The following is a 25469-nucleotide window of genomic DNA, read 5'->3' as shown; positions in this document are numbered from 1 at the left end:
GTCCTGACGCGCCGTGAGGCATTAAAGTAGTAGGGCCGCGACGACCGGAGCCGACGGCTTTTATTCGGACCGCCCCGACCGGCCGGTATGCCGGACCTTCACCCGATCGCGAAGCGGATCCACAACGTCCAGCCCCGAGCGGTGCGGCTCGAACTCGACTCGGGCGAGACCGGCGTCTTCGAGTTCTCGTCGACGGAGTTCTTCCAGCGGGAGTTCCGCGGCGAGGGCGTCCGGACCGACGCCGACGGCGACGCCGACTTCCGGCTGATCACCTCCGACGACTACGAGCGGATCCTGCTCGGCCGCTCGGGGCCCGACGAGGAGGGGTGGTCGATGGTCGGCGAGGTGGTCGCGGCCGAGCGCGCCGAGGAATAGCGGCGAGTCGCTCTCGGGACTCAACTCACCGGACGACCGTCACCGGCGCCTCGGCGCGGCGAACCACGGCCTCCGCGACGCTGCCGAGGAGGACCCGCGAGAGCCCGGTCCGGCCGCGACTCGCCAGCACGACGTGGTCGAACGGCTCGCCGGGAACGTCGTCCTCCTCGCCGACCGGCTTCTCGCCGCCCGCCACGGCGAGGATCGTCTTCGTCGGGCGACCGACCTCCAGCCGCGTGTCGATCTCCCGGTCGACCGCCTCCGCCGCCTCGGAGAGGATCCGCTCGCCGCGCTGCTTGGCGCTCGCGTACCACTGGTCGGAGGCGCCCGGGAACCCGCCGTCGGCGCCCGTCGCCGAGTCGGCGGGGTTGATCACGTGGAGCGCCGTGAGGTCGGCCTCGGGCCACTCGGCGGCCGCGAACCGGAGCGCTTCGGCGGCCTCCTCCGAGCCGTCGACCGCGACGAGGATGCGTTTGCTCATACGCGGCGGTTCGCCCGCACCGGATAAAAAGTCCGACGACGACTCCGACGCGGCGGCAATCTGCTTCGAGGGGCGTATCCGGGGACCGCGCGACGGAGCGGTCGTCACAAAACACTTGCCGGCCCCCGTGTACCGACTCGTATGAGCACCCCGTACGCGCGGTCGCAGTTAGCGTCGGTTAGTGCCCGCGGCGGCGCGTGGCTCATCGACATGGTCGCAGGTCTCGCCGTCGCCGCCGTCGTCTCGCTGGCGGTCGGGGCCGTTTCGGGCGGCCTCGCCGACCTCGCGTTCCTCCTCGTCACGGTGGGCTGGTACGTCGTGTCGGAAGCGGTCTGGGGGCACACGCCCGGGAAGTGGGTCGTCGGGATCAGGGTCGTCGACGAGAGCGGCGACGAGGCCTCCGCCGTCGGCGCCGTCGTCCGGAACGTCACCAAGATCGTCGGCGGCGCCTCGCTGCTGTTGATCCTCGCGGGCGTCGTGTTCATCGCCGACTCGCCGAACAGCCAGCGGCTCGGCGACCGGTGGGCGGACACGCTGGTCGTGCGGGTCTGACGGGCCCCGCCGTCAGTCGTGCCGCGTCACGCACTCCGAGAGGCCGATCAGCTCGACGGGCTCGGAGTTGTCGGGCGAGTAGACGACCATCTGCCCCTTCTCCATGTACGGCACCTTCCCGGCGAGGTTCGTCGGGATGTTGACGCTGGAGATCGCGTCCTCGTCGCCGAGGTTCAACACGATCTTCGTGTTCACCTGCTTGAACACCGACTCGGCCACGTCCTGCGGGTCCTGCGTGATCAGGAAGAGCCCGAGCCGCTCCTTGCGGCCCTGCTTGGCGGCCTCCGTGAACTTCTGGACGACCTTTTGGGCCTGAACGTTGTCGGCGTCGGCGAGGAAGTTGTGGGCCTCGTCCATCCCGACCAGGAGCGGCGTCTCCTTGATCCGGTCGCTCGACGGGTCGTTCGAGAGCTTGTCGTCGACGAGCAGGCCCGCGACCGCGAGGACGACGATCTCCTTCTGCCGGGAGGTCGGCAGGTGGTAGGTGGGGACGACCGAGAGCCCGCCGGGGCGGACGAGCGTGTGGTCGAGCTCCGTGATCGGCTTCGCGTCCTGGTCGAACACGCCGCTCGGGACGCCCCGAACCCGGCGCTTGACGGCGTCGAACGTCGCCTCGTGGACCCGACCGCTCTCGTGGAGCTCCTCTTTGAGCGCCGGGTCGTCGAGGTACGAGAGGAACTGGCTGTAGGTGCCCGAGTCACCGTAGTCGTCGAAGAAACGGTTGAGCAGCGTCAACAGCGCGGGGTACTGGTTGTCGTTGAGCCCGGACCCGGCGACCAGCCACGGCATGTCGTCCGCCAGCGAGAAGGGGATCGTGAACTCGACGCGCTCGGCGCGGTGCCCCTCGCCGGGGTACGTCGCGTTCGCGACTCGCGGGACGAGGGCGACGGTGTCGTCGTGGCCGCCGTGGGCGATCCCCTCCCGTTCGAGGCGCCGGGCGAACGCGTCGTCGAGGTCGGGGTTGTCGTCGTGCATCTGCGCGTACTCGTCCTGCGGGTCGAACTGGACGACCGCCATCCGCGACTCGCGGCCGTCGCCCATCGGATAGGTCCGGTCCGAATCGAGGTACTGCCGGAGGACATTCTTCGAGGCGTGGGTCTTCCCCGACCCGGTGCCGCCGGCGACGAGCGTGTGCCGGAACGCCAGCGGGTCGCCGTCGGCGTAGTCGTCCTTCACCCGGTAGTCGACCGTGGGGGGCTCCGCCGCGGTCCGGACCTTCTCGCCGCCGACCGAGAGGTGGCCGAGGAAGACGCCGTCGTCGGGGATCTTCAGTCCCGTCTTGATCTCGGCGTCGTCGGCCGCCTCCTCGACGACGGCGCCGGGCTTGGGCACCCGGTCCGTCATCCGGCGTTTCATGTCGTCGCCCGCGCCGTACACCACCGACATCGGCTCCAGGTCGGCGACGAACTTGTAGTCGCGCTCGGCGAAGTCGTCGCGGCGCATCTGCCGGCGGGCGTGAATCTCCGTCGCGTCGTCCGACTGGAACTCCTGTGCGTACTCCAGTCCGGTGATCCGGCAGAACAGCCGCTCGCCGTCCGGGTACGGGATCAGGAGGTACTTCCCGAGCCGCACCGACTCGCGGTTGCCGGTCGTGACGAACGCCTTCAGCGACGTCTCCTCCTCCTCCTCGGCGACCCGGAGCCCCTGTGACACCGACACGACGCCGAGCCCCGCGTCGCTCCCGGCCGGCGTCGCGTCGTAGGCGGTGAAATCGTCCTCGGCGTCGCCGCGCGCGTCGGACCCGGACCCGCCCGCCGACGCGTCCGCCCGCGCGGCGTCACCGGGCGCGTCGTCGGCGTCAGCGGCGCTTCCGCCGTCGGCCGCGGAGTCGACCTCGTCCGCGCGGCCGTCGGCGTCGTCGTCACCGCTGAACTCGGTGAAGTCCTCCAGCGTCATGGCGGATCCACCGGTCGCCGGGCCGAAAGCGTTTGCCCTCGCGCCCCGGGCGGCCGCCCCGCCCCCGACCGGGCGCGGAGCGCCGGTCACGGGGCCCTTATCCCGCTCGACCCCGTACCCGTGGCATGATACTCGTTCGCGGCAGCGGCGGCGGGACGGACCTCACCGGCACGGTGTTCGAGCGCGGCGAGGAGCCGCCCGCGTACAAGGGCGCGCCGAACGAGGACGCCCCGTACGTGTGGGTGTGCGACTCCTTCTACGAGGTCGAGAGCGGCGGCTCCCCGCTCGTCGTCGACGGCGAGGAGATCCGCGTCGCCTTCGAGGAGCCGATGCCCCGCGGGTTCGACACCCGCGACCAGGCGGTCGCGGCGGCCCGCGAGCACGTCCGGACGCAGTTCGCGCGGATCGGCGTCGACCCCGCCGACGTCGAGATCGAGGTGTCCGCGGCGGACCCGGCCTGAGACCAGCGACGCCGAACTCCGGGCGGACGCGCCCGGCCCCCCTTTTTACCCGTCCCGCCGCGGTACGGGTCCGTATGTCCGACCCACCGGAGGACTTCGACCCGAAGTCCCGGGAGGAGCGCGAGGTCGCCGCCGAGGCCGCGACCGACCGCTCCGACCTCCTCTCGCTGATGGCCCACACCTACCGCGGCGAGCTCGGGCGAACGAGCTCGTGGCGGACCCGCATCGACCGGACGACCAACTGGGCGGTGGTGGTGACGGCGTCGCTGCTCACGTGGACCTTCTCCAGCGAGTCGCGGCCGCACTACGTGCTGCTCATCGGGCTCGTCATGCTCAGCGTGTTTCTCGGCATCGAGACCCGCCGGTACCGGACCTTCGACGTCTGGCGGTCGCGCGTGCGGCTCTTAGAGGAGAACGTGTTCGCGAACGCGCTCGACCCGGAGGGGGTCGAACAGTCGAACTGGCGGGAGCTGCTCAGCGAGGACCTCCGCGAGCCGACGATCAAGATGCCGGCCGTCGAGGCGGTGTCGCGGCGCCTCCGGCGGGTGTACGCGCCGCTCGTCTCCGTCCTCATCGCCGCGTGGGTCGTCAGGCTCACCGTGTTCACGCCCCCGGGGAGCGGCGTCGTCGAGACGGCCGCGGTCGGCGCGCTGCCGGGCGCGCTCGTGCTCGCGGCCGTCGCCGGGTTCTACCTCGTCGTGCTGGCGCTGACCCTGCGGCGGGCGCCGCGGCGGGCCAAGGGCGAGATGCAGGCCGCCGAGGCCGCGGAGGAGTGGAAGTGAGCCGGGACGGCCGCCCGAGGCCCGACGCGGCGACCCGCGCTCCCGCAACCCCTTTTCGCCCAGGGCACGACCGGACCGTATGACCGAGCTACCGGACCGCGTCGTCGGCGACGCGCGGACGAGCGACTTCGGATGGGACCTCCTCACGGACCTGACCGACATCGGGAATCGCATGGCGGGATCGACCGGCGAGCGCCGCGGCGCCGAGCGCGTCGTCGAGGCGTTCGAGGACGCCGGCCTGCGGAACGCCGGACTCGACGAGTTCGAGATCCCCGGCTGGTGGCGCGGCGAGTCGTCGCTCGCGGTGTCGGGCGCGGTCGAGCGGCGCCACGAGAACTCCCACGAGGTGATCGCGCTGCCGGGCACGCCGAGCGGCGAGGCGACGGCCCCGCTCGTCGACGTGGGGGACGGCACCGACGAGGAGTTCGCGGCCGCGGAAGAGGAGCTGGAGGGCGCGGTTGCCATGGCCTCCTCGCGCACTCCCGACAGCCACGACCGCTGGATCCACCGGATGGAGAAGTACGTCGCGGCCGCGGAGCGCGGCGCGGTCGGGTTCGTCTTCCGGAACCACATCGAGGGGGCGCTTCCGCCCACCGGCGAGATCGGCTACCACAACCGGCCCGGCCCGATCCCGGCGGTCGGCGTCTCGAAGGAGGTCGGCGACCGGCTCTCGCGGCTCGTCGCGGCCGCGGACGCCGACGGAGCGGAGGGAGAGGGAAGCGGCGACGCCGACCGACCGACGGTTTCGATCGACGTCGACTGCCGGAACGAGCCGACGACCTCGGTGAACGCGGTCGCGGAGGTCGGCCCGGACACCGACGAGGCGGTGTACCTCACCGCGCACGTCGACGCCCACGACGTGAGCGACGGCGCCAACGACAACGGCGCCGGCTCGGCGCTCGTTGCGGAGGTTGGGCGCCTGCTCGCGGGCGTCGAGGGCGACCTCGACACGCGGGTACGTCTCGTCACGTTCGGCTCCGAAGAGATCGGGCTGTGGGGGGCGTACCACGCCGCGGAGACGACCCCGAAAGAGGAGATCGCCTGCGTGGTCAACCTCGACGGCGCCTGTAGTTCCCGGAACCTCCGCGTCGGGACGAACGGGTTCGACGGGATGCGCTCGACGTTCGAGGCCGTCGCCGACGCGTTCGACGCGCCCCTGACGACCGGCGAGACCATCTCGCCGCACGGCGACCAGTGGGCGTTCGTCCAGGAGGGGATCCCGGCCGTGATGGCCTCGACGACCAGCGACCAGTCCGGGCGCGGCTGGGGCCACACCCACGCCGACACCCTCGACAAGCTCGACTCGCGGGACCTCCGCGAGATGGCGACGCTCGTGACTGCGGCCGTCTACCGGTTCGCGACCGGGGAAGTGGCGGTCGAACACCGCTCGCGGGAGTCGATCCGCGACGCGATCGACGAGGGGTACGTCGAGGAGCTGAAGACGGGCGGGCGGTGGCCCTACGACGAGTGAGCGACCCGGCCGAGCCCGACGCGGCGGCTCACGAGCGCCTCGCCGGATCGACCCGGCACTACTCCTCGTCGGAGCCGTCGCAGACGCCGAGCGGGAGCGACTCGGGCGCGTCGCCGTCGCCGTCGAGCCCGGCGTACGCGTCGTCGATCAGGCGGGCCAGCTGCGTCTCGGGGCTCACGCCGCGGGCGGCGGCGAGGGCCGCGAGGCGCTCGTACTGCTCGTCCGGCACGGTCACCGTTCCCTCGTCCATACGCGGCGGTCCGTCCCGAAGCTACAAAAGCGTTGGTCTGACCCCGTTCACGTCGGTTCCGTCGGGTTCACGACCGGTCGGTCCGGTCCGTCTCGCGCACGGCCTCGACCGGCTCGCCGTCGGCGAACCGGTCGAACAGCGCGTTCATCACCGCCGACTCGGCCCGTGAGAGGTGTTCCCACACCGTCGTCGAGCCGAGCCCCAGCTCCGCGGCGACTTCCTCGACGCCGACGCCGCCGCCGTGGTCGTAGTAGCCCGCGGCGATCGCGGTCGCGAGGACCTCCCGCTGTCTGTCGGTGAGTCCGTCGAGGAGGCCGGACGCGGGGAGCTGCGGTGAGCGCTCGATCGAGGCGAGCTCCACGTTCCGCGCGAGCTCCACCTCGTTGCCGCCGCGCTCCAGCTCGCGCATCACCGCCGAGAGGTCGTCGTCGTCCTCCAAGTACGCCGTCCAGCGCTCCACCCCGCCCGAGATGGTCGTCCCCGTTCGGTAGTGGATCCCCATCCGCGAGAACCGGTCGCCGATCCCGTCCCAGTCGGCCGCCGCGACGTCGATCGTCAGCGCGACGTAGGCGTGGGTTCCCTCGATCGGTGCGAGCGGCTCCGCGGAGACGATGAGGTCGAACTCGCGGAACTCCTCGACGAACGCCTCGATCTCCCCCGGCGGCCCCGTGAGTTCCGCGATCCGCTTGCGCTCGGGGCCGCTGCCGGTCATCGAGGAGACCGAGCGGTACCGCACCTCCGGGTGGCGCGCGCTCACCTCGCACTCCGGCTCCCCCGCGTGGTGGATCCGGAACGTCACTTCCCGCATGGAGGAACCAGAGGGCGCGGAGGTTCAAACGGGTTCCGGACCCGTCGCGAGCCATTTATACCCGCGACCGCGCAACGATCGGCGTGGTGGCGATGACGAGTCGGTTACCCCCACTGAGCCCCCTGTGACGACGGGTTTCCACCGAGCCACCGTTCCTACCGTCGCCAGCGGCGCGGTCGCCGGTCGCGGCGGTATCGGGAGCGTGGTGAAAGTGTTCCACACACGCACTAACCGCTCGCAGCCGTGCGGTTTCGAGGCGAAAAAGGCGGGTCGAACGGCAACGTCGAAGCGGGCAGCGTCGAAGCGGGCGGCGGGCCCGCCGCTCAGTACGAGGCCGCGCGCTTGTCGAGGCCGGCGGCCTCGATATCCTCGCCGTCGACGGAGGTGCGGAGGACGTCCATGCCGTCGTCACGGTCGATATCGAAGTTGCGGGCGTACAGCTCTTCGAGGCGGTCGTACTCGGCGTCGGAGACCGGCGGTACGTCCGCGGCGGCGCTCCACTCGGCGATGTCGTCGCCGTCGCGGAAGGTGGGCGTGACGGAGGCGACCTCGTCGTGCGCGAGCAGCCAGCGGATCGCGGCCTGCGCCATCGTGCGCGTCCCCTCGCTGTGCTCCGGATCTTCGAGGAAGCGGATCGCGTCGACCTTCTCCCAGCCCGTCTCGTACCACTCCTTCGGGCGGTGCGAGCGGTGGTCGCCGTCTTCGAGGACGGTGTCGGGCGTCACCTGCTCGTTGAGGAGGCCGGAGGAGTGCGGGACGCGCGCGATGACGGACGTGTCCGAGTCGCTCTCGCGGATCGTCTCCACGAAGTGGCGCCCGGGCTCCTGCTCGAAGAGGTTGAACACGGTCTGGACCGCGTCGAACTCCTCGTACTCGACGGCGGCGTCGCCCTCGGCGAGCCAGCCGATCGAGGGGCCGAGCGCCCAGCCGAGCGCGCGGACCCGCCCAGACTCCTTCCACTCGCGGAGGAGGTCGCGCACCTCGGGCGTCACCTCGTCGACGTCGGCGTTGTGGAGCTGGAGCACGTCGACGTAGTCGGTGTCGAGGCGGTCCAGCGAGGCCTCGAACGCCTCGGTGAGGTACTCCTCGTTGAGCTCCTTCGGGAGCTCGCCGTGGCCGGCCTGCGGGTTGTCGTAGAAGTCGTAGCCGATCTTCGTCGACAGCGTCACCTCGTCGCGGCGGCCGTCGATCGCCTCCCCGATTATCTCCTCGCTGTCGCCGTGACCGTACACGTCGCCGGTGTCGACGTAGGTGACGCCCGCGTCGAGCGCCTCCTCGACCATCCCGACCGCCTGCTCGTCCGAGCGGTCGCCCCACCAGTCGGTGCCGACGACCCACGCGCCGAAGCCGATCTCCGAGACCTCGACGCCCGAGTTACCGAGTTCGCGATGTCGCATACGTCCCGATTGGCGGTCGGGACACTTATCGGGCGCGGTCGGTCTCGGATCGAGGGAACCGACGGCCCACAGCCGCGGCGGACCGCGGTGCGGCCGGCAGCGTCGCACCGTTGGATATTACCCGCTCGTCGCCCACCGGGCGGCCATGGACGACGCCCTCCGCCGTCGGCTCGACGCCGTCGTCGCCCTCCTCGCGGTCATCGCCGTCGTCTCGGTCACCGCCTTGTTGCTGTCGTTCGGGGCCGCCGGAATCGTCGTGGCCTTCGTCGTGCTGTTCGTCGGGCTGGTTGTCGCCCTGTTCGTCAACGCCGAACTGTACTGACCGGATCGGGCGTCGCGTTCGCACAACCGAATCCCTTTGAGTGACGGCGACGAAGGAGGGCCGATGACAAAGCGACACGTGTCCCTGCCCGACGGCGCGGAGGCCGGGGTCCGAGGGTTCATCGACGAGGTGGACGAGCGGCTCTCCTCGGACGAGGACACCTGCGAGGTCGTCCGCGACGTGCTGATCGACCTCCACGGCGACCGCGAGGCGTGGGAGGCGTGGCAGAGCGGCGAGTCCGTGTCGCGCGCCGAGCGCGTCCGTCTCCAGGGATACGACCCGTGTAACGCGACGCTGGAGTCGGAGTACTACGCCGAGAAGGACGAAGAGCGGTTCCAGCGCTCGAAACACCTCCAGTGGCTCTGGCGCCAGTTCGACGCCACACCGATGGCCGACAACGTCGAGTTCGCGCTCCGCTTCCGGCAGATGCTCGGGAACCACCTGTTCGCCGAGTGTGGGGACAACTGCCGCTTCTTCAAGGGGATCTCCGTCACCTACGGCCACAACATCGAAGTGGGCGACAACGTCGTGATCCACGACGACGTCCACCTCGACGACCGCGGGAAGCTGACGATCGGCGACCGCGCCTCCATCTCCGACGGCGTCCACCTGTACAGCCACGACCACGACATCGTCGACCAGACCGAGGTCCGGAACTTCCACACGATCGTCGAGGCGGACGCCCGCGTCACCTACGACGCGATGGTCAGGGCGGGCTGCCGGGTCGGCGAGAACAGCGTCGTCGGCGCGCGCTCCGTCGTTCAGGGCGACGTCCCGCCACATCACGTCGTCGTCGGGTCGCCCGCGCGCAGCGTCCGCGTGAAGCCCGGCTGGGAGGAGGCCGCCGAGGAGCTCGAAGACGGGCGGCTCCCCGACAACCAAGACGACCGGGAGATCGAGTACGAGCTCCCCGAGGACCTCGAACAGTTCGACGAGTTTCAGCGGGACCTCCGGCCGCCGAACCGACCCCGCTGACGCCCGCCGGTCTCCCACACGTCCGCCGGTCTCCCACACGTCCGCCGGTCTCCCACACGTCCGCCGTCCGGTTGACGGCACGAGGGCCGCTTTCGAGAGCGAGCGTGCCATGGTACCCGCCCCCAGTACCGTTAATGGGCAGTAGCGCGTACTACCGAGTGGTGTTACTCGCATGACAGGACAACAGATACTGATGATCGTCGGCGACTTCGGCGAGGACTACGAGATCATGGTGCCGTTTCAGGCGCTTCAGGCGGTCGGCCACGAGGTCCACGCCGTCTGCCCGGAGAAGGAGGCGGGCGACGCGGTCAAGACCGCGATCCACGACTTCCGCGGCGACCAGACGTACTTAGAGGAGCGCGGGCACAATTTCGAGCTCACCCACGGCTTCGACGACGTCGAGCCGGCCGACTACGACGCCTTAGTCGTTCCCGGCGGGCGCGCCCCCGAGTACCTCCGGGGGTACGACGAGGTGCTCGACGCGGTGCGGCACTTCTTCGAGGCCGACAAGCCCGTCGCGTCGATCTGTCACGGCCCGCAGATCCTCGCGGCCGCGGGCGTGCTCGACGGCTACGAGATGACGGCGTACCCGGCCGTCAGACCCGAGGTCGAGGCCGCCGGCTGCTCGTGGGTCGACGGCGTGACGACCGACGGCAACCTCGTCACCGGGCAGGCGTGGCCCGACCACCCGGAGTGGATCGCGCAGTTCCTCGACCTGCTCGGCACCGAGATCGAACACGAGGGGGCCGCCGCGACGGCGGACTGAGTCGCTCGATTTTTTCGCATGCCCGGGCCCCGCGCACTCGCCGTCAACGTCGCCGCCAACACGAACGAGCCCGGGTTCCGCGGCCCCGTCTATCCGGACGGGTCGTTCGCGTACGTCCCGATCCCTGAGTCGGCCGCGACGCTCCCGCGCGATCGGTTCGCGGTCGACGAGCCGGTGCCGACCTACGGCGACCTCGACCTCCCGTTCGCGATCCCCGACGATCTACGAGCGACGCCCGTCCACGCGGACCCCGAGTTCCCGGGGGTTCACGGCCGCGAACGGGCGACCTACGGCGACCCGTACGGCGTGAAGGCAGGCCGGATCGCTGACCTCGTCCCCGGCGACTGGCTCCTCTTTTACGCGACGCTGACGCTCCGGCCGCACGACTGGGTGGGGCCGGGCAGCGAACAGGTCGGCGACGCCGCCGAGCGCACAGGCGGCGACGGGAGCGCGGGCGACGAGGGCGTCGACGACCGCGACGGTGCGTGGCTCCGCGAGCGAGGGGTCGACGTCGATACCGACCTCGCGCCCGACTGGGGCGCGTACCTCTTCGCCGGGATGCGGGTCGAGCGCGTGCTCTCGGCGGGGGAGGGAGACGGCGGCGACGGGACCGTCGACCGCGCGGCCGCCGCCGCGGCCGCGCCGACGAACGCGCACCTGAAACGCGATCCCTTCGACGCCCGCGTGGTCGCGGTCGGCGACCCAGACGCGTCCGGGCTCTTCGACCGCGTCGTCCCGCTGAGCGAGCCGGACGCGGGCACCGAGGCGAACCCGATCGTCACCGACCTGTCGAGCGACTCCGGGAAGGGCCCCTGGTGGCGACGCCCGATGGCCTTCGACGCGCCGGCGACGAGCCGGGTGCTGGCGCGGATCGACGGGATCTGACGAAGCGCACCGCTCCCGCCGCCACCGCGATTTATGAGGCGCGACGCCGTTACGGGAGGTATGAGCGACGAAGACCCAGAGACGAGCGACGAGGCGGCAGACCGCGGCGCGCCGTCCCGGCTCGGCCGCGTCCTGCTCGGCGTCGGCCTCGCCGCGCAGGCCTCGGAGGACTTCCGCGACATGGAGGACACGATCGAGTACGCCGAGTCGGCCGGCGTCCCGATGCCGGACGTCGCCGCGCCGTTCGCGTCCGGTATGATGGCGGTCGCCGGCCTCGGGATCGCGCTCTGGCGCCTCCCCCGAATTGCGACCGGCGCGGCGGTCGCGTTCCTGACCGTCGTCACCGCGACGATACACGACTTCTGGAACGCCGACGAGGACGACAAGAGCGGCGAGCGGCTCGCCTTCTTCGGCAACCTCGCGATGCTGGGCGGGGCACTGGTGTTCCTGCGCGAGGCGTACAGGGAGTGACCGGCGGCGAGGCGCGACGCGCCGCCGAATCGACTTTATAAATAACTCTCGGGATCGACCTCCACAGTCCCACCGCTCGTCGACGAGCGCGGCGGCTCACAAGGCGCGAAAAATCGGCGAACGGCTCGGGCGGACTCCTACTCGTTCAGCACGCTCGACCACTGGCTGGTGTACGTCGCTTGGTTCGGCTCGAAGGAGACGCGCTGGTCGATCGTCCCGTCGCGCTCCTCGAAGGCGTTCACGTACGCCTCCTCTAACGACTGCCCGTAGGCGTCGTTGAGGTACAGCGTGGCCGAGCTCTCGGCGCCGACGTTGTCGCCCACGGCGAGGTCCGCCATCGCGGGCCCCTGAAGCAGGTCGGAGGGCGCGGTCCGGAAGATGTAGCCGTTGTCCTCGAGGTCCGTGACGTTCGGGTCGGTCGAGGATGGCGAGATGCCGACGACGCCGTTGGGGATGAACACCTGCTCGGCGACCTGGAGGTTGACGTTCGACGACGCCGGGCCGACGACCGCGCCGTAGCCGGCGTTGACGATGGCGTTCGCCCCCGAGATGCCGGCCTGCGGGTCGGTCTGGGTGTCTTCCACTCTGGTCTCGACGTCGACGTTGATGCCGGCGTCGTTGACCTGGGTGGCCGCGAGCAGCGCGCCGTCGCGGATCGGCGCGCCGAGCGGACCGAGGTCGCCGGTCTCCGGCATCAACACGCCGATCCGAGCGGTGAACGAGTCGACGCCGACCGGGTCGGCCGCGGTCGCGTTCCGGTCCTCCTCGGAGAGCTCGTTCCCGAACTCGACGGTGTCGAGGGTGACGAGCTCGCCGTCCTGGAAGTCGATGATGTCGTAGGCCGCGGTGGCCATGTCGCCGTTGACGTCGAAGTTGACGCTCGAGGACGCGCCCACGTAGTGGACCGGGTCGCCCCCGGCGACCGTCTCGACGGCCTCGGGGAGGTCCGCGGGACCGAACTCCTCGCCGCCGGGGTTGGCGACGGTCCGGACGCGGTCGCGGATCGCCTCGCCGTCGTTCTCGCCCGCCGCGGTCGCCGCGAGGATCTCGACCGCCATCGCGTCGTACGCCTGCGCGGTGAAGACGCCGGGCTCCTCGCCGTACTCCTCCTGATAGGACTCGGTGAAGAACTCCGCGCCGGGACCGCCCGCGGAGGGCGCGGTGCCGATGACGTTGTTCATGTCGTTGTCGACCTCGCCGGGGAGGTCGCCGTCGATCAGCCCGTCGGGGACGATGATGTCGAGGTCGGGCGCGCTGTCGGCGAACTCGGAGTAGAAGTCGCGGAACAGCTGGATACCGGACTGCGGGAAGCCGACGACCATCACTGCGTCAGGGATGTTGTTGCTGTCTCCCCCGTCGCCACCGTCGCTTCCGTCCGATCCGTCGCCACCGTCGCCGCCGTCCGATCCGTCGCCGCCGTCGCCGCCGTCCGATCCGTCGCCGCTCTCCGTCGAACAGCCGGCGAGCCCCGCGATGCCGGCCGCACCGGCGCCCTTGAGCACGTCGCGTCGCTGGATTCTTCGCGTCATTCTGTGAGCGTATACCATACGAGTCGTTATAAGTGTACCCACGACCACAAATACCACAGCGACGGCGTTCGGACGAATCAGTTCGGCTTTATTCGGTACAGCCGTGCTCTACCGACCGTTCGCCGATCGGCGGCCGACGGCGAACGCGGCGTCATGACCTCTCACTGATAGAAAACCGGTGGGCTGCGTCCGGGGCGGTCGCCCCCCGTCTCAGTACCCCTGCGCGTTCCCGTCCTTCCGGGGTTCCGTGGCGGCCGAGAGGACCCCGTCCCGGTTCCGGGCGATCTGTGCGCCGCCGAACATGACCGGCGAGAGCGTCCGCACGTCGTGGTCCCTCCGGACCAGCTTCGCCGCGGCGTCGTCGTCGAAGTGCGGCTCGAGCCCCAGCTCGCCGCTCTCGCGGTAGCGCCACCGCGGCTCGTCGAGCGCGCGCTGGAGCGGCATGTCGTAGTCGACGATGTTCGAGATCACCTGGACGTGGCCCTGCGGCTGCATGTACCCGCCCATCACGCCGAACGCCGCCCAGTCGTCCTCGTCGAACCGGACGACGCCCGGGATGAGCGTGTGGAACGGGCGCTTCCCGGGTTCGAGCGCGTTCGGGTGGTCCGGGTCGAGCGAGAACGACGCGCCGCGGTTCTGGAGCGCGATGCCGGTGTCGCCCGCGACGAGCCCGGAGCCGAAGCCGGCGAACCGAGAGTTGATGTACGAGACGACGTTGCCCGCGTCGTCGGCGACGGTGAGGAGGACGGTGTCGGCGTCCTCGGCGTTCGCGTTCGGCACGCCGAAGGAGACGTCGTGCGAGGCGGCCGCGCCGACGCCGGCGGCGCGCTCGGTCGCCCACTCCGCGGACGCCAGCGGCGGAATCTCCTCGTACTCGGGGTCGGTGATGTAGCGGTGGCCGTCGTGGAAGGCCCGCTTCATCGCCTCGGCGAAGTAGTGGACGCGCTCCGGCGAGTCGTAGTCGTACTCGCCCGCGCCGAGCTCGCCCGCGACGTTGAGCGCCTCGAGGGCGATCAGTCCCTGGTTGTTCGGCGGGAGCTCGTACACCTCGGCGCCGTTGTAGGTCGTCGACACCGGGTCGGGCCACTCGACCTCGAAGCCGGCGAGGTCGTCGACGGTCATGAACCCGCCCTGCGACTGGACCTCGTCGGCGATCGCCTCGGCGATCTCGCCCTCGTAGACGACGTCGGCGCCCTCCTCGGCGATCTTCCGCATGGACTCGCCGAGCCGCGGGAGCGTCACCGTCTGCCCGACGCCCGGCGGCTCGCCGTCGAACAGGAACGCCTCGCGGGCGTGGTCGTCGGTGAACAGCTCGTCGGCGCTCGCCCAGTAGGAGGCGATTACCTCGGAGACGGGATACCCCTCGGTCGCGTAGCGGATCGCCGGCGCGAGCGCGTCGGCGAGGGTGAGCCGCCCTAACTCCTCGACGGTCGCCTCCCAGCCGCGCGCCGTCCCGGGAACCGTGACCGCGTGCGGGCCGTAAAAGGGCATCCCGGCCTCGCCGGCGTCGTCGACCGCGTAGCCGCCGTCGTCGGGGTAGTACGACTCGGCGTCGTCGTCCTCCGCCAACGCGGTACGGACGTTCTCGATCGTCGCGTCCGCGGGCGCCCCGCCGCACGAGCGCATCGCGCCGACCTCGCCGTCCGCGGTCCGGTACAGCGCGAACACGTCGCCCCCCAGCCCGGTCGAGGTGGGCTCGACGACGTTGAGCGCGGCGGCGGTCGCGACCGCGGCGTCGAACGCGTTCCCGCCTTCTCTGAGGACTTCGATCCCCGCCTCGCTCGCGAGCGGCTGGCTGGTCGCCACCACGCCGCGCCGGCCGTACACGGTCGATCGGCGCGACGTGAATCGGTCTAAGTCTGGCTCCATACGCACTCGTCCGGCGCGCGAGTGAATAAAGCCCCGACCGGAACTGTCCGGTGTCGGAGCCGTGCGGTCGGCGCGGAGACCGACGCGGCCCGCCTCACTCCTCGAACTCGGCGTAGTGCCGCACCAGCCCGCACTCGGGACACATGACGGTGGTCAGCTCCTTGCGCTCGTTCATTCCGAGCTTCCCGAGGAGCCCCGACCGCTTCTCGCCGGTCTTGACGTGCGCGTTCCACGCGTCGCCCATGCTGAACTCCACTTCCTCCATCGTGACGCCGCAGTCCGGACAGCGGTGGTCCATGGGTAGCGGTATCGCCCGGGCCAGTAAAAACGGTCCTTCCGATCGGGGCCGGGACGCTCCGTCGCGTTGGCTCGCGAACGGTCGCCTCGGCTCGCCGGTGCGTCGCTTTTGCTCGCCCGCTCGACCGGCCCTCGCCGTGGCAATTCATAGACAGTACCGAACGAAATAAATGGGATAGATTTTACCGTCTGGGTAATGATTAGATACTATGTCACATAGTGACGATTCGACGGAACGAACCGCATCCACTCGCCGCCGGGTTCTCGCTGCGATGGGGGGGACAGGCGTAGTCGGGCTCGCTGGGTGCGCGGGCGGCGACGGCGGCGACGGCGGTGACGGCTCCGACGGCGGCGACGGCGGCGACGGCACGGCCGAGTTCGTCGCGTCCGCCGGCGCGAACCCCGGCACCTTCGACCCGACGATCATCACCGACGCGACCTCCAACTCCGTCGTCGGGACGATGGCCTACGAGCGGCTCGTCGCGCCGCTGTTCGACCTGAGCGAGTACCGCGGGGAGCTCGCCAGCGAGTTCGAGCAGGTCGACGAGACGACGTACAACTTCACGCTGCGGGAGGGAGTCACCTTCCACAACGGCGACGAGTTCACCGCCGAGGACGTCGCGTTCTCGATCAATCGGACGAGCGGCACGACCAACGACGCCGACGTCTCCTTCATCGAGAACGTCGAGGTGGTCGGCGACTACGAGGTCGAGATCACCTCCAGCCAGCCCCACGCCCCGTTCCTCGCCGACCTGTCGGCGGTGCCGATCCTGACGAGCAAGACCGACGCGATCAGCGAGAGCCCGGAAGAGGACGACCACGACTTCACCGCCCAGACCCTCGGCACCGGGCCGTGGGTGCTCGACGAGTTCCAGGAGGAGGACCGCGCGGTCCTCGTCCCCTACGAGGACTACTGGTACGACGGCGACGACTACCCGAGTACGGCGCCGTGGGACCGCGTCGTCATCCGCGTCGTCCCCGAGCAGGTCTCCCAGGAGGAGGCGATGGCCAACGGCGAGCTCGACATGATCGACAACGCCGCGCCGTTCGAGCTCGACCAGTGGGGGAACCAGACCGGACAGGTCGTCTCCGCCGAGGCGGTCGGGTTCGACTTCATCACCTACCCGGTCCAGCAGTCGCCGTTCTCCAACCAGAAGCTCCGGCGCGGGATGACCCGCCTCATCCCGAAGGCGGACGTTATCCAGGCCGTCTTCGGCGGCAACGCCACCGAGCTCGCGGGCCCGATCAGTCCCGGTCTCGGCGCGTACTTCGACGCCGACCAGGAGCAGGCGCTGATCGACGAGTACACCGGCGAGGACGAGGAGCGCGGCCTCGAACTCATCGGCGAGGCGTTCGAGGAGGAGGGGATCGAGGCGCCGTTCGAGATCTCGTTCATCACGAACGTCAACCGCACCCGCGAGCGCTGGATGGAGATCATCCAGCAGACGATGGACCAGACGGAGTACTTCGACGCCAGCCTCGACGTGCGGGCGTTCGACGACCTCGTCCCGTTCCTGCTCGACCCCGAGGGGGCCGCACAGAGCACCGACGTCGTCGGCATCGGTTGGACCGGCGGCTCCGACCCCGACGGCCACATCACCCAGCTGCTCGCCTCCGATCAGCACGTTCCGGACGGGTTCAACTGGAACCTCTACGAGAACGAGGAGATGGACGAGCTCATCCAGCAGGGGCAGACGACGGTGAACGTCGACGACCGCCAGACGATCTACCAAGACATTCAGGAGATCGTCGCGCGCGACGCCCCGCTGGCGAACATGTGGACGAGCGACCAGATCGACGTGTTGAACGCCGAGAACATCGAGTCCGTCGACCAGTGGAGTCCGCACCCGAACTCCAGTAACCGGTACAACACGCTGTACAAGCCGCACCTCGACGAGATCGTCTACCCGGCGGAGTAACGGACGGAGTCCGCCATCCCACCCCACATTCACACCACTCGATGAGTCTCCAACGATTCGTTCTGAAACGCGGTCTCGTCACCATCCCGTTACTGCTGGGCATCTCGCTCATCACGTTCGGGATGGTCCACGCGATCCCCGGCGACCCGATCGACTTCATCACCCTGTTCACCGAGCTCGACCCGGCGGTCGAGGCCGAGATACGGGCGGAGTACGGCTTAGACCAGCCCGTCTACATCCAGTACATCGACTGGGTGACGAGCGCCGCCCAGGGCGACTTCGGCCGCTCGATCATCACGCGGAGCCCGGTGATAGACGAGATCATGAGCCGGCTGCCGTACACGCTCGTGATGGGCGTGATGGCGTTCGGCGTCACCGTCGTCACGGCGATCCCCTCCGGTATTCTCGCCGCGTACTACCGCAACACGAAGATCGATCAGGTGAGCCGCGTGTTCGCCCTGCTCGGTATCGCGATCCCGAACTTCTGGCTCGGGCTCATGCTGCTGCTCGTGTTCGCTAGCGGGCTCGGGCTCTTCCCCGTCCTCCCGCCCACCGATCAGGGCCTGTTGAGCGTCGAGATGCTCTCGTACACCCTGCTCCCGGCGATCGCGATCGGGACGGGATCGACGGCGCTGATGATGCGGCTGATGCGCTCGTCGATGGTCGAAGAGCTCGACAAAGACTACGTCCGGACCGCGCGCGCGAAGGGGCTTCCCGAGCGCAGCGTCGTCCGGAAACACGTCCTGCGCAACTCGCTCATCTCGGTCGTCACCGTGGCCGCGATCCAGGTGGCGTTCATCATCAGCGGCTCCGTCGTCGTCGAGATCGTCTTCGCGTACCCGGGGATCGGGCGCCTGCTCGTCGACCGCGTCGGCAACCGCGACTTCCCGGTGATCCAGGCGATCGTGTTGCTCATCGGCGTCGCGGTGATCCTCGCGAACTTCCTCGCGGACGTGCTCTACGCGTACCTCGACCCTCGAATTCGATATTAACAATGTCATCCGACACTTCAACGACCACGACCGAACGCGGACGAATACGGGTCAGCGGCTTCGACGTCGACCGCGTCGAGGAGCGCGACCCGCTCTCCTCGTGGGAGCCGGGGCTCCAGGCGAAGGAGGGCCGGGGACGGCTCGAGTTCGCCTGGCTCCGGTTCAAGCGGAACCGCCTCGCGCTGTTCGGGGGGGCCGTCATCGCGTTCATGGTGCTGCTCGCGGTGTTCGCTCGGCCGATCCAGGCGCCGCCGGGCGTCCCGCTGCTCGGCGGCCAGACGATCCAACCGCTGTCGCTGGCCCCGGCCGACCCGGCGGCACAGAACATCATCACCGGCTACACGGAGCCGACGCTGGAGAACACGCTCGCGTGGCCGCCCACCGGCCTCCACCTGTTCGGCACCGACTGGGCGGGCCGCGACATCCTCTCGCGTATCATGTACGGCGGTCGCTGGAGCCTCTCTATCGGCTTCATCGCGGTCGCGGTCGCGCTGCTGGTCGGCGTCCCGCTCGGCTCGATCGCCGGCTACTACGGCGGCAAGATCGACGAGCTCATCATGCGCTTCGTCGACATGCTCTACGCGTTCCCGTTCATCGTGCTCGCGATCGCGGTCATCGCGGTCCTCGGCCGCGGCTACTGGGAGATGATCCTCGCGCTGGTCGCCGTCGGCTGGCTCCCGTACGCCCGCATCATCCGCGGCGAGATCCTGAGCGTCAAGGAGAACGACTACGTCACCGCCGCGAAGGCGCTCGGCTCCCGCGACCGATCGATCATCACCCGACACATCCTGCCGAACGCGATGGCGCCGGTGATCGTTCAGGCGACGCTCAGCATCGGCACGACCGTCCTCGCGGCGGCGGCGCTCGGATTCATCGGGCTCGGGCTCTCGCCGGCCAGCGCCGAGTGGGGCGTCATGCTCAACGTGGAGCAGGACGCCATCGCCCGCGGGCGCTGGTGGGCCGGGGCGTTCCCCGGGCTCGCGATCTTCCTGTTCGTGATGGCGATCAACCTGGTCGGCGACGGCGTCCGCGACGCGTTCGACCCGCAGGGGGACACCCAGCAGAGCGGGGGGTTCCGCTGATGGCGATGCTCGAAGTCGAGGACCTCAACGTTCGGTTCTACACCGAAGACGGGGTCGTCAAGGCCACCAACGACCTCTCGTACCGCATCGAGGCGGGCGAGCGGTTCGGCGTGGTCGGCGAGAGCGGCGCCGGGAAGAGCGTCACCAGCCTCGCGCTGATGCGCCTGCTCGACGACCCGGGCGTCATCGAGAGCGGAGAGATCCGGTTCAAAGGCGAGAACATCTTAGAGATGAGCGACGAGGAGGTCCGCGACCTGCGCGGCAACGAGATCGCGATGATCTTCCAGGACGCCCAGACCGCGCTCAACCCGGCGTACACCGTCGGCGAGCAGATATCGGAGGCGATCCGCTACCACCTCGGACTGGGGGAGGCGGCCGCCAAGGAGCGTGCGATCGAGACCTTAGAGTCCGTGGGAATCCCCTCGGCGGCGGAGCGGTACACCGACTACCCCCACCAGTTCTCCGGCGGGATGCAACAGCGGGCGGTGATCGCGATCGCGCTCTCGTGTGACCCGGACCTGATCATCGCCGACGAGCCGACCACCGCGCTCGACGTCACCATCGAGGCGCAGATCCTCGACCTCCTCGAAGAGGTCGCGACCGAGTTCGACACGGCGATCCAGCTCATCACCCACGACCTCGGCGTCGTCGCCGAGTTCTGCGACCGCGTCATGGTGATGTACGCGGGGCACCCGGTGGAGATGGCGCCCGTCGAGGACATCTACTACGACCCGCAACACCCGTACACGGTCGGCCTGATGAGCTCGATCCCGCGGATCGGCGACGAGCGCGACCGCCTCCAGACGATCCCGGGCCGGATGCCGGACCTGATCGAGGTGCCGCCGGGGTGTAACTTCCACCCGCGGTGCCCGTACGCGGAGGAGGCCTGTACGCGGACCGAGCCGGAACTCGTCGAGACCGAAACCGGCGAGCCGGCCGATCCGATCGAAAGCGACGCGCAGGTCGCGGCCTGCCTCGCGCACACCGGCGAACTCCGCGGCGAGCTCGACTACGAGGTGACCGTCCGCGACGCCGGCGGGCCGGGCGACGATCCGGCCGCCGCCTCGGAGGGGGAGCGGCCGTGAGCGACGGCGAGCCCCTGCTCCGCGTCGAGAACTTAGAGAAGTACTACAAGTCCGACTCCGACTTCATCGACCGCATCCTCGGCCGCCAGCGGGACGTCGAGGCCGTCGACGGCGTCTCCTTCGAGATCCGCGAGGGCGAGACGCTGGGGCTGGTCGGGGAGAGCGGCTGCGGGAAAAGCACCATCGGCCGTTCGGTGCTCCAGCTGCGCGAGCCGACGGCCGGGTCGGTGTACTTCAAAGGGCGCGACATCACGGAGCTGTCGGCGAACGAGCTCCGCGACCTCCGAAAGGAGATGCAGATCATCTTCCAGAACCCGCAGTCGAGCCTCAACCCCCGCCTGACGGTCAACGACATCATCGGCGAGGCGCTCGACATCCACGGCATCGAGGACGACGCGGTCTCGCGGGACCAGCGGATCAAGGAACTGCTCGAACGCGTCGGGCTCAACGCCACCCACGCGAGCCGCTATCCGCACGAGTTCTCCGGCGGCCAGCTCCAGCGGATCGGCATCGCCCGCGCGCTGGCAGTCGACCCCGACTTCATCGTCTGCGACGAGCCCGTCTCCGCGCTCGACGTCTCCGTCCAGGCGCAGATCCTCAACCTCTTGGAGGACCTCCAAGACGAGTTCGGGATCGCGTACCTGTTCATCGCGCACGACCTCTCGGTCGTCGAGCACATCGCCGACCAGATCGCCGTCATGTACCTCGGGAAGATCGCCGAGGTCGGGACGCCGACGGAGCTGTTCACGGCCCCGCAACACCCCTACACCGAGGCGCTGCTGTCCGCGATCCCGGAGCCGGACCCGCTGTGGGAGGGCGACCGGATCCTCCTCGAAGGGTCGGTCCCCTCGCCGATCGGACCGCCCTCCGGCTGTCGGTTCCACACGCGCTGCCCCAGGGTGATCCCACCGGCCGACTACGAGTTCGGACAGGACGAGTGGCGCGCGGTGCTGTCCCTGCGCCATCAGGTCAGCGACCGCGAGCTCGCGGTCGAGTCGCTCGCCGAGGCCGCCGACGGGCCGGTGACGGACGCGATCCGCGCCGAGACGGGCGTCCCCGAGACGCTCTCCGACCCCGAGGCCGAGGGCGTGGTGTCCGAGGCGGTCGAGTCCCTCGCGGCCGGCGAGTTCGAGGCCGCCGAAACGGCGCTTAACACCTTCGAGACGCCCTGTGCCACCGACGAGCCGGCGCTCCGAGACGTCGACGCCGGTCGGATCGCGTGTCACCTCTTCGACCCGGCGTACGAGGCCGAACCCGGCGGCGGGCGGGCCGACCGCGACGCCGGCGACTCCGGCGTCCCGGTCGACGACTGACCGCGGTCCCGGTCGAGCCGTGCGGGTCGCCGCAGCCGGTCGACCTCCGAGCGTCGGGCGGGTCGCCGCCCCCGGTCGACCTCCGAGCGCCGGGCGGGTCGCCGCCCCCGGTCGACCTCCGAGCGTCGGGCGGGTCGCCGCCCCCGGTCGACCTCCGAGCGCCGGGCGGGTCGCCGCCCCCGGTCGACCTCCGAGCGCCGGGCGGGTCGCCGCCCCCGGTCGACCTCCGGGCGTCGAGGGGGACCGACGGCACACTTATTCCCGCTCGCGGCAAGGACCGATAGATGCGCGGATCACGCGCCGACGGGGTCGACCGCGACGACGACGACCCCTTCCGGCCGAACACGACCGACGACCGAGAGAAGCCGCGGGCGATGCGGAGCCTGCCGGCCGCGTCGCTCTCGCGGTGGCTGCTCCCGCAGCGGGTTCACCGCCGAGCCGTCTCCGTGACCGTCGAGACGGCCGCCGACGCGTACGACCGGGACGAGCCCGTCCCGGTCGCGATAACGGTTCGCAACCCCCTTCCCGTCCCCGTGACGGTACGGACTCGGGCGCCGGTCCCGTGGACGTGGCACGTCGACGGGCACCGGGACGCCTCGCACGTGCCGGAGCCGCTGCCCGAGACCGACGGGCAGCTCGTCCTCGACCGCGGCGAGCGGCGGCGCTTCCACCGGACGTGGTCGGGGCAGTTCAAGACGGACGACCGGACGTGGGCGCCGGCCGAGCGGGGCGAACACACGATCGGCGCCGGGCTCACCGTCGCCGACCCCGAGGCGGCCGGCGTGTACGACGAGACGACGGTCCGGATCCGCTGAGGGCTCGTCGGCCGCCGCGTCGGGAGCGGGCTACTCGTCCGGACCCGGGATCTCCACGTCCTCGCGGTGGTACCGCTCCGTCGCCAGCTCGGCGACCCGCAGGAGCGCCGCGGCGAGGTCGTCGTCCGCGTCGACCGCGTAGCGCGGTCGCTCCCCGTCTCGGTGCGTCTCGATCACGTCGAACGCGCCGAGCGGGTCGAGCGCCTCGTGGACGACCGTCTGGTCGACGCCGGCGACCTCGGCGATGCGGGGGACCGGGAGCGGCTCCTCGGCGTAAAACAGCGTCACGAGTATCCGCGCGCGAACGCGGTTGGCGAACAGCCGAGTGAGACCGTTCTGGTCGACGAGCCGAGTGTGCTCGTCGGTCGAGTCGTCGGACATGGCCTCCCGTTCACGCCCGACCGGAAAGACAACTTCGGAAGTGGCGACGACGGTGACCGCTCCGCGGCGGGCGGGTGCGCGGCGTCTGGGAAAGCGTGGCCTCGGCACTCATAGGGCTCGTCGTCGCCGGGTGCCGAGTCCGGCTCGGAGCGGTGGTTCGTCATCGGCCGCTCGTCGGTAGTCGCGCCGTGGAATAAAAGGATCCGGCCGCGCCGTCAGTGCGACGAGCCAGCGTACTCGTTCCAGCGGTCGGTCCCGTTCGCGATCCGCCGGGTGTCGGACGAGTCGAACGTCGCCGCACACTGCGCGATCGCCTCGGCTGCGGTCGGCAGGTCTTCGATTCCGTCGTCGGCATCGGTCGCACCGTCGTCAGCCGCGTTCGAAGATGGACCCGATCGGTCGGTCGTCGGTTCGGTCTCGGTCGCCTCGCGCGTGCTCGGACCGCCGGGACCGGCCGTCGTCCCCGCCGTCGAGCGTGCGTCAGTCGTGTACTACGGGTGGCACGACTCGACTAACGAGCGTATCCTTCATAATTGTTTATGTTGGTATGAGGATCGCCGGCCCGGCGAGTCGGGGCCGACCGCGTCGGTCGCGGCGGGGCGTCGGTCGCTCTACCAGGCCGACCACGCGGTGAGCGTCTCGTCGCGGGCGTACACCCGCTTGAGGTCCTTCGCGTAGGCGAGGTCGCCGGGGTGGTCGAGCTTCTCGTGGCGGTACTCGGGCGCGTCCTCGCGGATCTGGAGCCCCTCGACGGTGAACTCCTCCTCGCCGAACTCGACGGTCTCGTCGACGGTGAACTCGTAGTCGCCGGGGACGTTCACGCGCAGCGAGCGCGTCTGGTCCGCTTCGCCGTCCTTCGGGTGGAGCGTGACGGGGACCGCGACGTTGTCGACGGCGCGGGTCCACAGCGTCTCGACGTCGGTGATGTCGGCCTCCTCGACGCGGTTCTCCGGGCCGAGTTCGATCCCGGTGATCCGCACCTGCATCAGCGCCTCGTCCGTGTCGACGACGAACTCCTCGCCGGTGCCGACGTCGCCCTCGGCGGGCACGTCCATCGTCGTCGTGAAGGAGTCGCCGTCCTGCGAGACGACGATCGTGACGGAAACGGTCTCTTCTTCCGGTATCTCGGTTTTGTGCGTGTGGTCGCACTCGGTACAGCGCACGGTGGCCTGCCCGCCCGGGCTGAGGACCTCGTGGACGGTCGGCTCGTCGGGCGAACACGACGGACAGGGGAGTCCGACGCGCGCGCCGGCTTCGGTGTCGCTCATTGGGCGCTCGTACCCGCCGCGCCCGTAAATATCCGCCCCTGTGGGGCCGGTGTGGGTCGCGCTCGCGTGGCTCGCGGCGGCGCCGTGTGTTCCGCGGCCGAGCGTCCCACCGGGTCCGCGCGGTAAGGAAACTGGTTTACCGGAGTCCGCGGAACGGACGCCCATGATCGTACCCGGGTCCAGCTCGCAGCAGCTCGCGGCCGCGCTCGCCGCGGAGACGGGCCGGGCGCTCGCCACCCCGACATACGACCGGTTCCCGGACGGGGAGGGGCTCGCCGCGGTGCCCGACTTCGACGCCGACGAGGCCGTGATCGTCGCCGCGACCGACTCCGACGAGGCGTGGGTCGAACTGCTCCAGCTCCAAGACGCCGTCCGCGAGGCCGGCGCGACGGACGTGACGACCGTTGTCCCCTATATGGGGTACGCGCGCCAGGACGACTCCTTCGGCGACGGCGAGCCGGTCTCGGCCCGCGCGATGGCGCGGGCGATCTCGACCGGGACCGACCGCGTCGTCCTCGTCAACCCCCACGAGACGACCGTCGCCGACTTCTTCGACGTCCCCGCCGAGACGGTCGACGCCGCGGGCGTCCTCGCGGCTCCGCTCCCGGCCGACCTCGACGACCCGCTCTTCCTCGCGCCGGACGAAGGGGCGATCGACGCGGCCGCCACCGTCCGCGACGCCTACGGCGCCGGCGAGACGGACTACTTCGAGAAGCACCGCGACCGCGAGACGGGCGCCGTCGCGGTGTCGCCCTCCGACGCGCCGGTCGCCGACCGCGACGTGGTCGTCGTCGACGACATCATCGCGACCGGTTCCACGATGAGCGAGTCGGTCGCCGTCCTCACCGACCGCGGCGCCGCGCGGGTGCTGACCGCCTGCGTCCACCCGGTCCTCGCGGCCAACGCGGTGACGAAGCTCCGTGCCGCCGGCGTCGACCGGATCGTGGGCACCGACACCGTCGAGCGCGGCTGTAGCGTCGTCAGCGTCGCGCCCGCGGTGGTCGACGCGCTGGACTCGCGGTAGAGG

General features: G+C 70.3%; 27 protein-coding genes. 17 read left to right on the top strand and 10 right to left on the bottom strand.

Annotation, left to right across the window (positions count from 1 at the left end; all coding sequences use genetic code 11):
- The first annotated feature begins 87 nt into the window (after nucleotides 1–87).
- Entirely contained in the window at nucleotides 88–375 is a 288-nt protein-coding gene (locus DVK07_RS05230; RefSeq protein ID WP_121596074.1) for a transcriptional regulator, read from the top strand.
- A 25-nt stretch (nucleotides 376–400) separates the two neighbouring features.
- Here the strand turns inward: DVK07_RS05230 and DVK07_RS05225 are convergent, their stop codons facing one another.
- On the bottom strand, nucleotides 401–856 hold the full coding sequence (locus tag DVK07_RS05225; protein ID WP_121596073.1) for a universal stress protein: 456 nt from the start codon (nucleotides 854–856) through the stop codon (nucleotides 401–403).
- A 141-nt stretch (nucleotides 857–997) separates the two neighbouring features.
- Between DVK07_RS05225 and DVK07_RS05220 the strand changes: the two genes are divergently transcribed.
- The gene (locus DVK07_RS05220; RefSeq protein WP_121596072.1) at nucleotides 998–1408 is read left to right on the top strand and encodes an RDD family protein; all 411 of its coding nucleotides are present in this window, start codon (nucleotides 998–1000) and stop codon (nucleotides 1406–1408) included.
- 12 nt (nucleotides 1409–1420) lie between these two features.
- On the opposite strand, the gene DVK07_RS05215 is transcribed toward DVK07_RS05220, so the two are convergent.
- Complete coding sequence (locus DVK07_RS05215; RefSeq protein ID WP_121596071.1) at nucleotides 1421–3304, bottom strand: ATP-binding protein; 1884 nt, start codon at nucleotides 3302–3304, stop codon at nucleotides 1421–1423.
- Between the two features lie 125 nt (nucleotides 3305–3429).
- On the opposite strand from DVK07_RS05215, the gene DVK07_RS05210 reads away from it, so the two are divergent.
- From DVK07_RS05210 to DVK07_RS05200, 3 genes are all read left to right on the top strand, one after another.
- Nucleotides 3430–3765 carry a hypothetical protein gene (locus tag DVK07_RS05210; RefSeq protein WP_121596070.1) on the top strand — a complete coding sequence of 112 codons (336 nt, stop codon included), beginning with the start codon at nucleotides 3430–3432 and terminating at the stop codon, nucleotides 3763–3765.
- A gap of 74 nt (nucleotides 3766–3839) precedes the next feature.
- A complete protein-coding gene (locus DVK07_RS05205; RefSeq protein ID WP_121596069.1) occupies nucleotides 3840–4547 on the top strand; it encodes a DUF2270 domain-containing protein in 708 nt (235 codons plus the stop codon).
- A gap of 79 nt (nucleotides 4548–4626) precedes the next feature.
- Nucleotides 4627–6018 carry a M28 family peptidase gene (locus tag DVK07_RS05200; protein WP_121596068.1) on the top strand — a complete coding sequence of 464 codons (1392 nt, stop codon included), beginning with the start codon at nucleotides 4627–4629 and terminating at the stop codon, nucleotides 6016–6018.
- Nucleotides 6019–6076: 58 nt separating this feature from the next.
- On the opposite strand, the gene DVK07_RS05195 is transcribed toward DVK07_RS05200, so the two are convergent.
- From DVK07_RS05195 to DVK07_RS05185, 3 genes are all read right to left on the bottom strand, one after another.
- The gene (locus DVK07_RS05195) at nucleotides 6077–6268 is read right to left on the bottom strand and encodes a hypothetical protein (protein ID WP_121596067.1); all 192 of its coding nucleotides are present in this window, start codon (nucleotides 6266–6268) and stop codon (nucleotides 6077–6079) included.
- 67 nt (nucleotides 6269–6335) lie between these two features.
- Nucleotides 6336–7076: a helix-turn-helix domain-containing protein gene (locus DVK07_RS05190; protein WP_121596066.1), complete on the bottom strand. Its 741-nt coding sequence runs from the start codon at nucleotides 7074–7076 to the stop codon at nucleotides 6336–6338.
- A gap of 323 nt (nucleotides 7077–7399) precedes the next feature.
- Entirely contained in the window at nucleotides 7400–8473 is a 1074-nt protein-coding gene (locus DVK07_RS05185; RefSeq protein WP_121596065.1) for an aldo/keto reductase, read from the bottom strand.
- Between the two features lie 145 nt (nucleotides 8474–8618).
- Between DVK07_RS05185 and DVK07_RS22610 the strand changes: the two genes are divergently transcribed.
- The 5 genes from DVK07_RS22610 (at nucleotide 8619) to DVK07_RS05165 (ending at nucleotide 11892) form a co-directional block, all read left to right on the top strand.
- Complete coding sequence (locus DVK07_RS22610) at nucleotides 8619–8795, top strand: hypothetical protein (RefSeq protein ID WP_158603127.1); 177 nt, start codon at nucleotides 8619–8621, stop codon at nucleotides 8793–8795.
- A 63-nt stretch (nucleotides 8796–8858) separates the two neighbouring features.
- A complete protein-coding gene (locus DVK07_RS05180) occupies nucleotides 8859–9770 on the top strand; it encodes an acyltransferase (protein WP_121596064.1) in 912 nt (303 codons plus the stop codon).
- A 172-nt stretch (nucleotides 9771–9942) separates the two neighbouring features.
- Nucleotides 9943–10536, top strand: coding sequence for a DJ-1/PfpI family protein (locus DVK07_RS05175; protein WP_121596063.1), 594 nt, complete (start codon nucleotides 9943–9945; stop codon nucleotides 10534–10536).
- Between the two features lie 18 nt (nucleotides 10537–10554).
- Nucleotides 10555–11421: a hypothetical protein gene (locus DVK07_RS05170; RefSeq protein ID WP_121596062.1), complete on the top strand. Its 867-nt coding sequence runs from the start codon at nucleotides 10555–10557 to the stop codon at nucleotides 11419–11421.
- A gap of 60 nt (nucleotides 11422–11481) precedes the next feature.
- Nucleotides 11482–11892: a DoxX family protein gene (locus tag DVK07_RS05165; protein WP_121596061.1), complete on the top strand. Its 411-nt coding sequence runs from the start codon at nucleotides 11482–11484 to the stop codon at nucleotides 11890–11892.
- A 137-nt stretch (nucleotides 11893–12029) separates the two neighbouring features.
- On the opposite strand, the gene DVK07_RS05160 is transcribed toward DVK07_RS05165, so the two are convergent.
- The 3 genes from DVK07_RS05160 to DVK07_RS05150 form a co-directional block, all read right to left on the bottom strand.
- On the bottom strand, nucleotides 12030–13421 hold the full coding sequence (locus tag DVK07_RS05160) for an ABC transporter substrate-binding protein (RefSeq protein ID WP_199719421.1): 1392 nt from the start codon (nucleotides 13419–13421) through the stop codon (nucleotides 12030–12032).
- A gap of 210 nt (nucleotides 13422–13631) precedes the next feature.
- Nucleotides 13632–15290 (bottom strand): gamma-glutamyltransferase family protein, encoded by a 1659-nt coding sequence (locus tag DVK07_RS05155; RefSeq protein WP_121596060.1) that lies wholly within the window; start codon nucleotides 15288–15290, stop codon nucleotides 13632–13634.
- A 94-nt stretch (nucleotides 15291–15384) separates the two neighbouring features.
- Nucleotides 15385–15588, bottom strand: a complete 204-nt coding sequence (locus DVK07_RS05150) for a hypothetical protein (RefSeq protein ID WP_121596059.1) — start codon at nucleotides 15586–15588, stop codon at nucleotides 15385–15387.
- A 271-nt stretch (nucleotides 15589–15859) separates the two neighbouring features.
- Between DVK07_RS05150 and DVK07_RS05145 the strand changes: the two genes are divergently transcribed.
- The 6 genes from DVK07_RS05145 to DVK07_RS05120 all read left to right on the top strand — a co-directional run bounded on the left by DVK07_RS05145 (nucleotide 15860) and on the right by DVK07_RS05120 (nucleotide 22793).
- On the top strand, nucleotides 15860–17506 hold the full coding sequence (locus DVK07_RS05145; RefSeq protein ID WP_121596058.1) for an ABC transporter substrate-binding protein: 1647 nt from the start codon (nucleotides 15860–15862) through the stop codon (nucleotides 17504–17506).
- 41 nt (nucleotides 17507–17547) lie between these two features.
- Nucleotides 17548–18498 carry an ABC transporter permease gene (locus DVK07_RS05140; RefSeq protein WP_121596057.1) on the top strand — a complete coding sequence of 317 codons (951 nt, stop codon included), beginning with the start codon at nucleotides 17548–17550 and terminating at the stop codon, nucleotides 18496–18498.
- A 2-nt stretch (nucleotides 18499–18500) separates the two neighbouring features.
- Nucleotides 18501–19580 (top strand): ABC transporter permease, encoded by a 1080-nt coding sequence (locus DVK07_RS05135; RefSeq protein ID WP_121596056.1) that lies wholly within the window; start codon nucleotides 18501–18503, stop codon nucleotides 19578–19580.
- Nucleotides 19580–20665 carry an ABC transporter ATP-binding protein gene (locus tag DVK07_RS05130; RefSeq protein WP_121596055.1) on the top strand — a complete coding sequence of 362 codons (1086 nt, stop codon included), beginning with the start codon at nucleotides 19580–19582 and terminating at the stop codon, nucleotides 20663–20665. The genes DVK07_RS05135 and DVK07_RS05130 overlap by 1 nt, the downstream gene beginning before the upstream one ends.
- The gene (locus DVK07_RS05125) at nucleotides 20662–21978 is read left to right on the top strand and encodes an ABC transporter ATP-binding protein (protein WP_121596054.1); all 1317 of its coding nucleotides are present in this window, start codon (nucleotides 20662–20664) and stop codon (nucleotides 21976–21978) included. Before DVK07_RS05130 ends, DVK07_RS05125 begins: the two co-directional genes overlap by 4 nt.
- Nucleotides 21979–22262: 284 nt before the next feature.
- Entirely contained in the window at nucleotides 22263–22793 is a 531-nt protein-coding gene (locus DVK07_RS05120) for a hypothetical protein (protein ID WP_121596053.1), read from the top strand.
- Between the two features lie 30 nt (nucleotides 22794–22823).
- On the opposite strand, the gene DVK07_RS05115 is transcribed toward DVK07_RS05120, so the two are convergent.
- Nucleotides 22824–23174, bottom strand: a complete 351-nt coding sequence (locus DVK07_RS05115) for a winged helix-turn-helix domain-containing protein (RefSeq protein WP_121596052.1) — start codon at nucleotides 23172–23174, stop codon at nucleotides 22824–22826.
- A gap of 611 nt (nucleotides 23175–23785) precedes the next feature.
- Entirely contained in the window at nucleotides 23786–24442 is a 657-nt protein-coding gene (locus DVK07_RS05110) for an HVO_0476 family zinc finger protein (RefSeq protein ID WP_121596051.1), read from the bottom strand.
- A gap of 163 nt (nucleotides 24443–24605) precedes the next feature.
- Here DVK07_RS05110 and prs point away from each other — a divergent pair, with 163 nt between their 5' ends.
- A complete protein-coding gene (prs, locus tag DVK07_RS05105; protein ID WP_121596050.1) occupies nucleotides 24606–25466 on the top strand; it encodes a ribose-phosphate diphosphokinase in 861 nt (286 codons plus the stop codon).
- Nucleotides 25467–25469: the final 3 nt, after the last annotated feature.

Source organism: Halorubrum sp. Atlit-26R (assembly GCF_003666015.1).
Taxonomy (GTDB): domain Archaea; phylum Halobacteriota; class Halobacteria; order Halobacteriales; family Haloferacaceae; genus Halorubrum.
The sequence above is the reverse complement of the archived record's forward strand: the minus strand, read 5'-3'. Positions and strand labels throughout refer to the sequence as shown.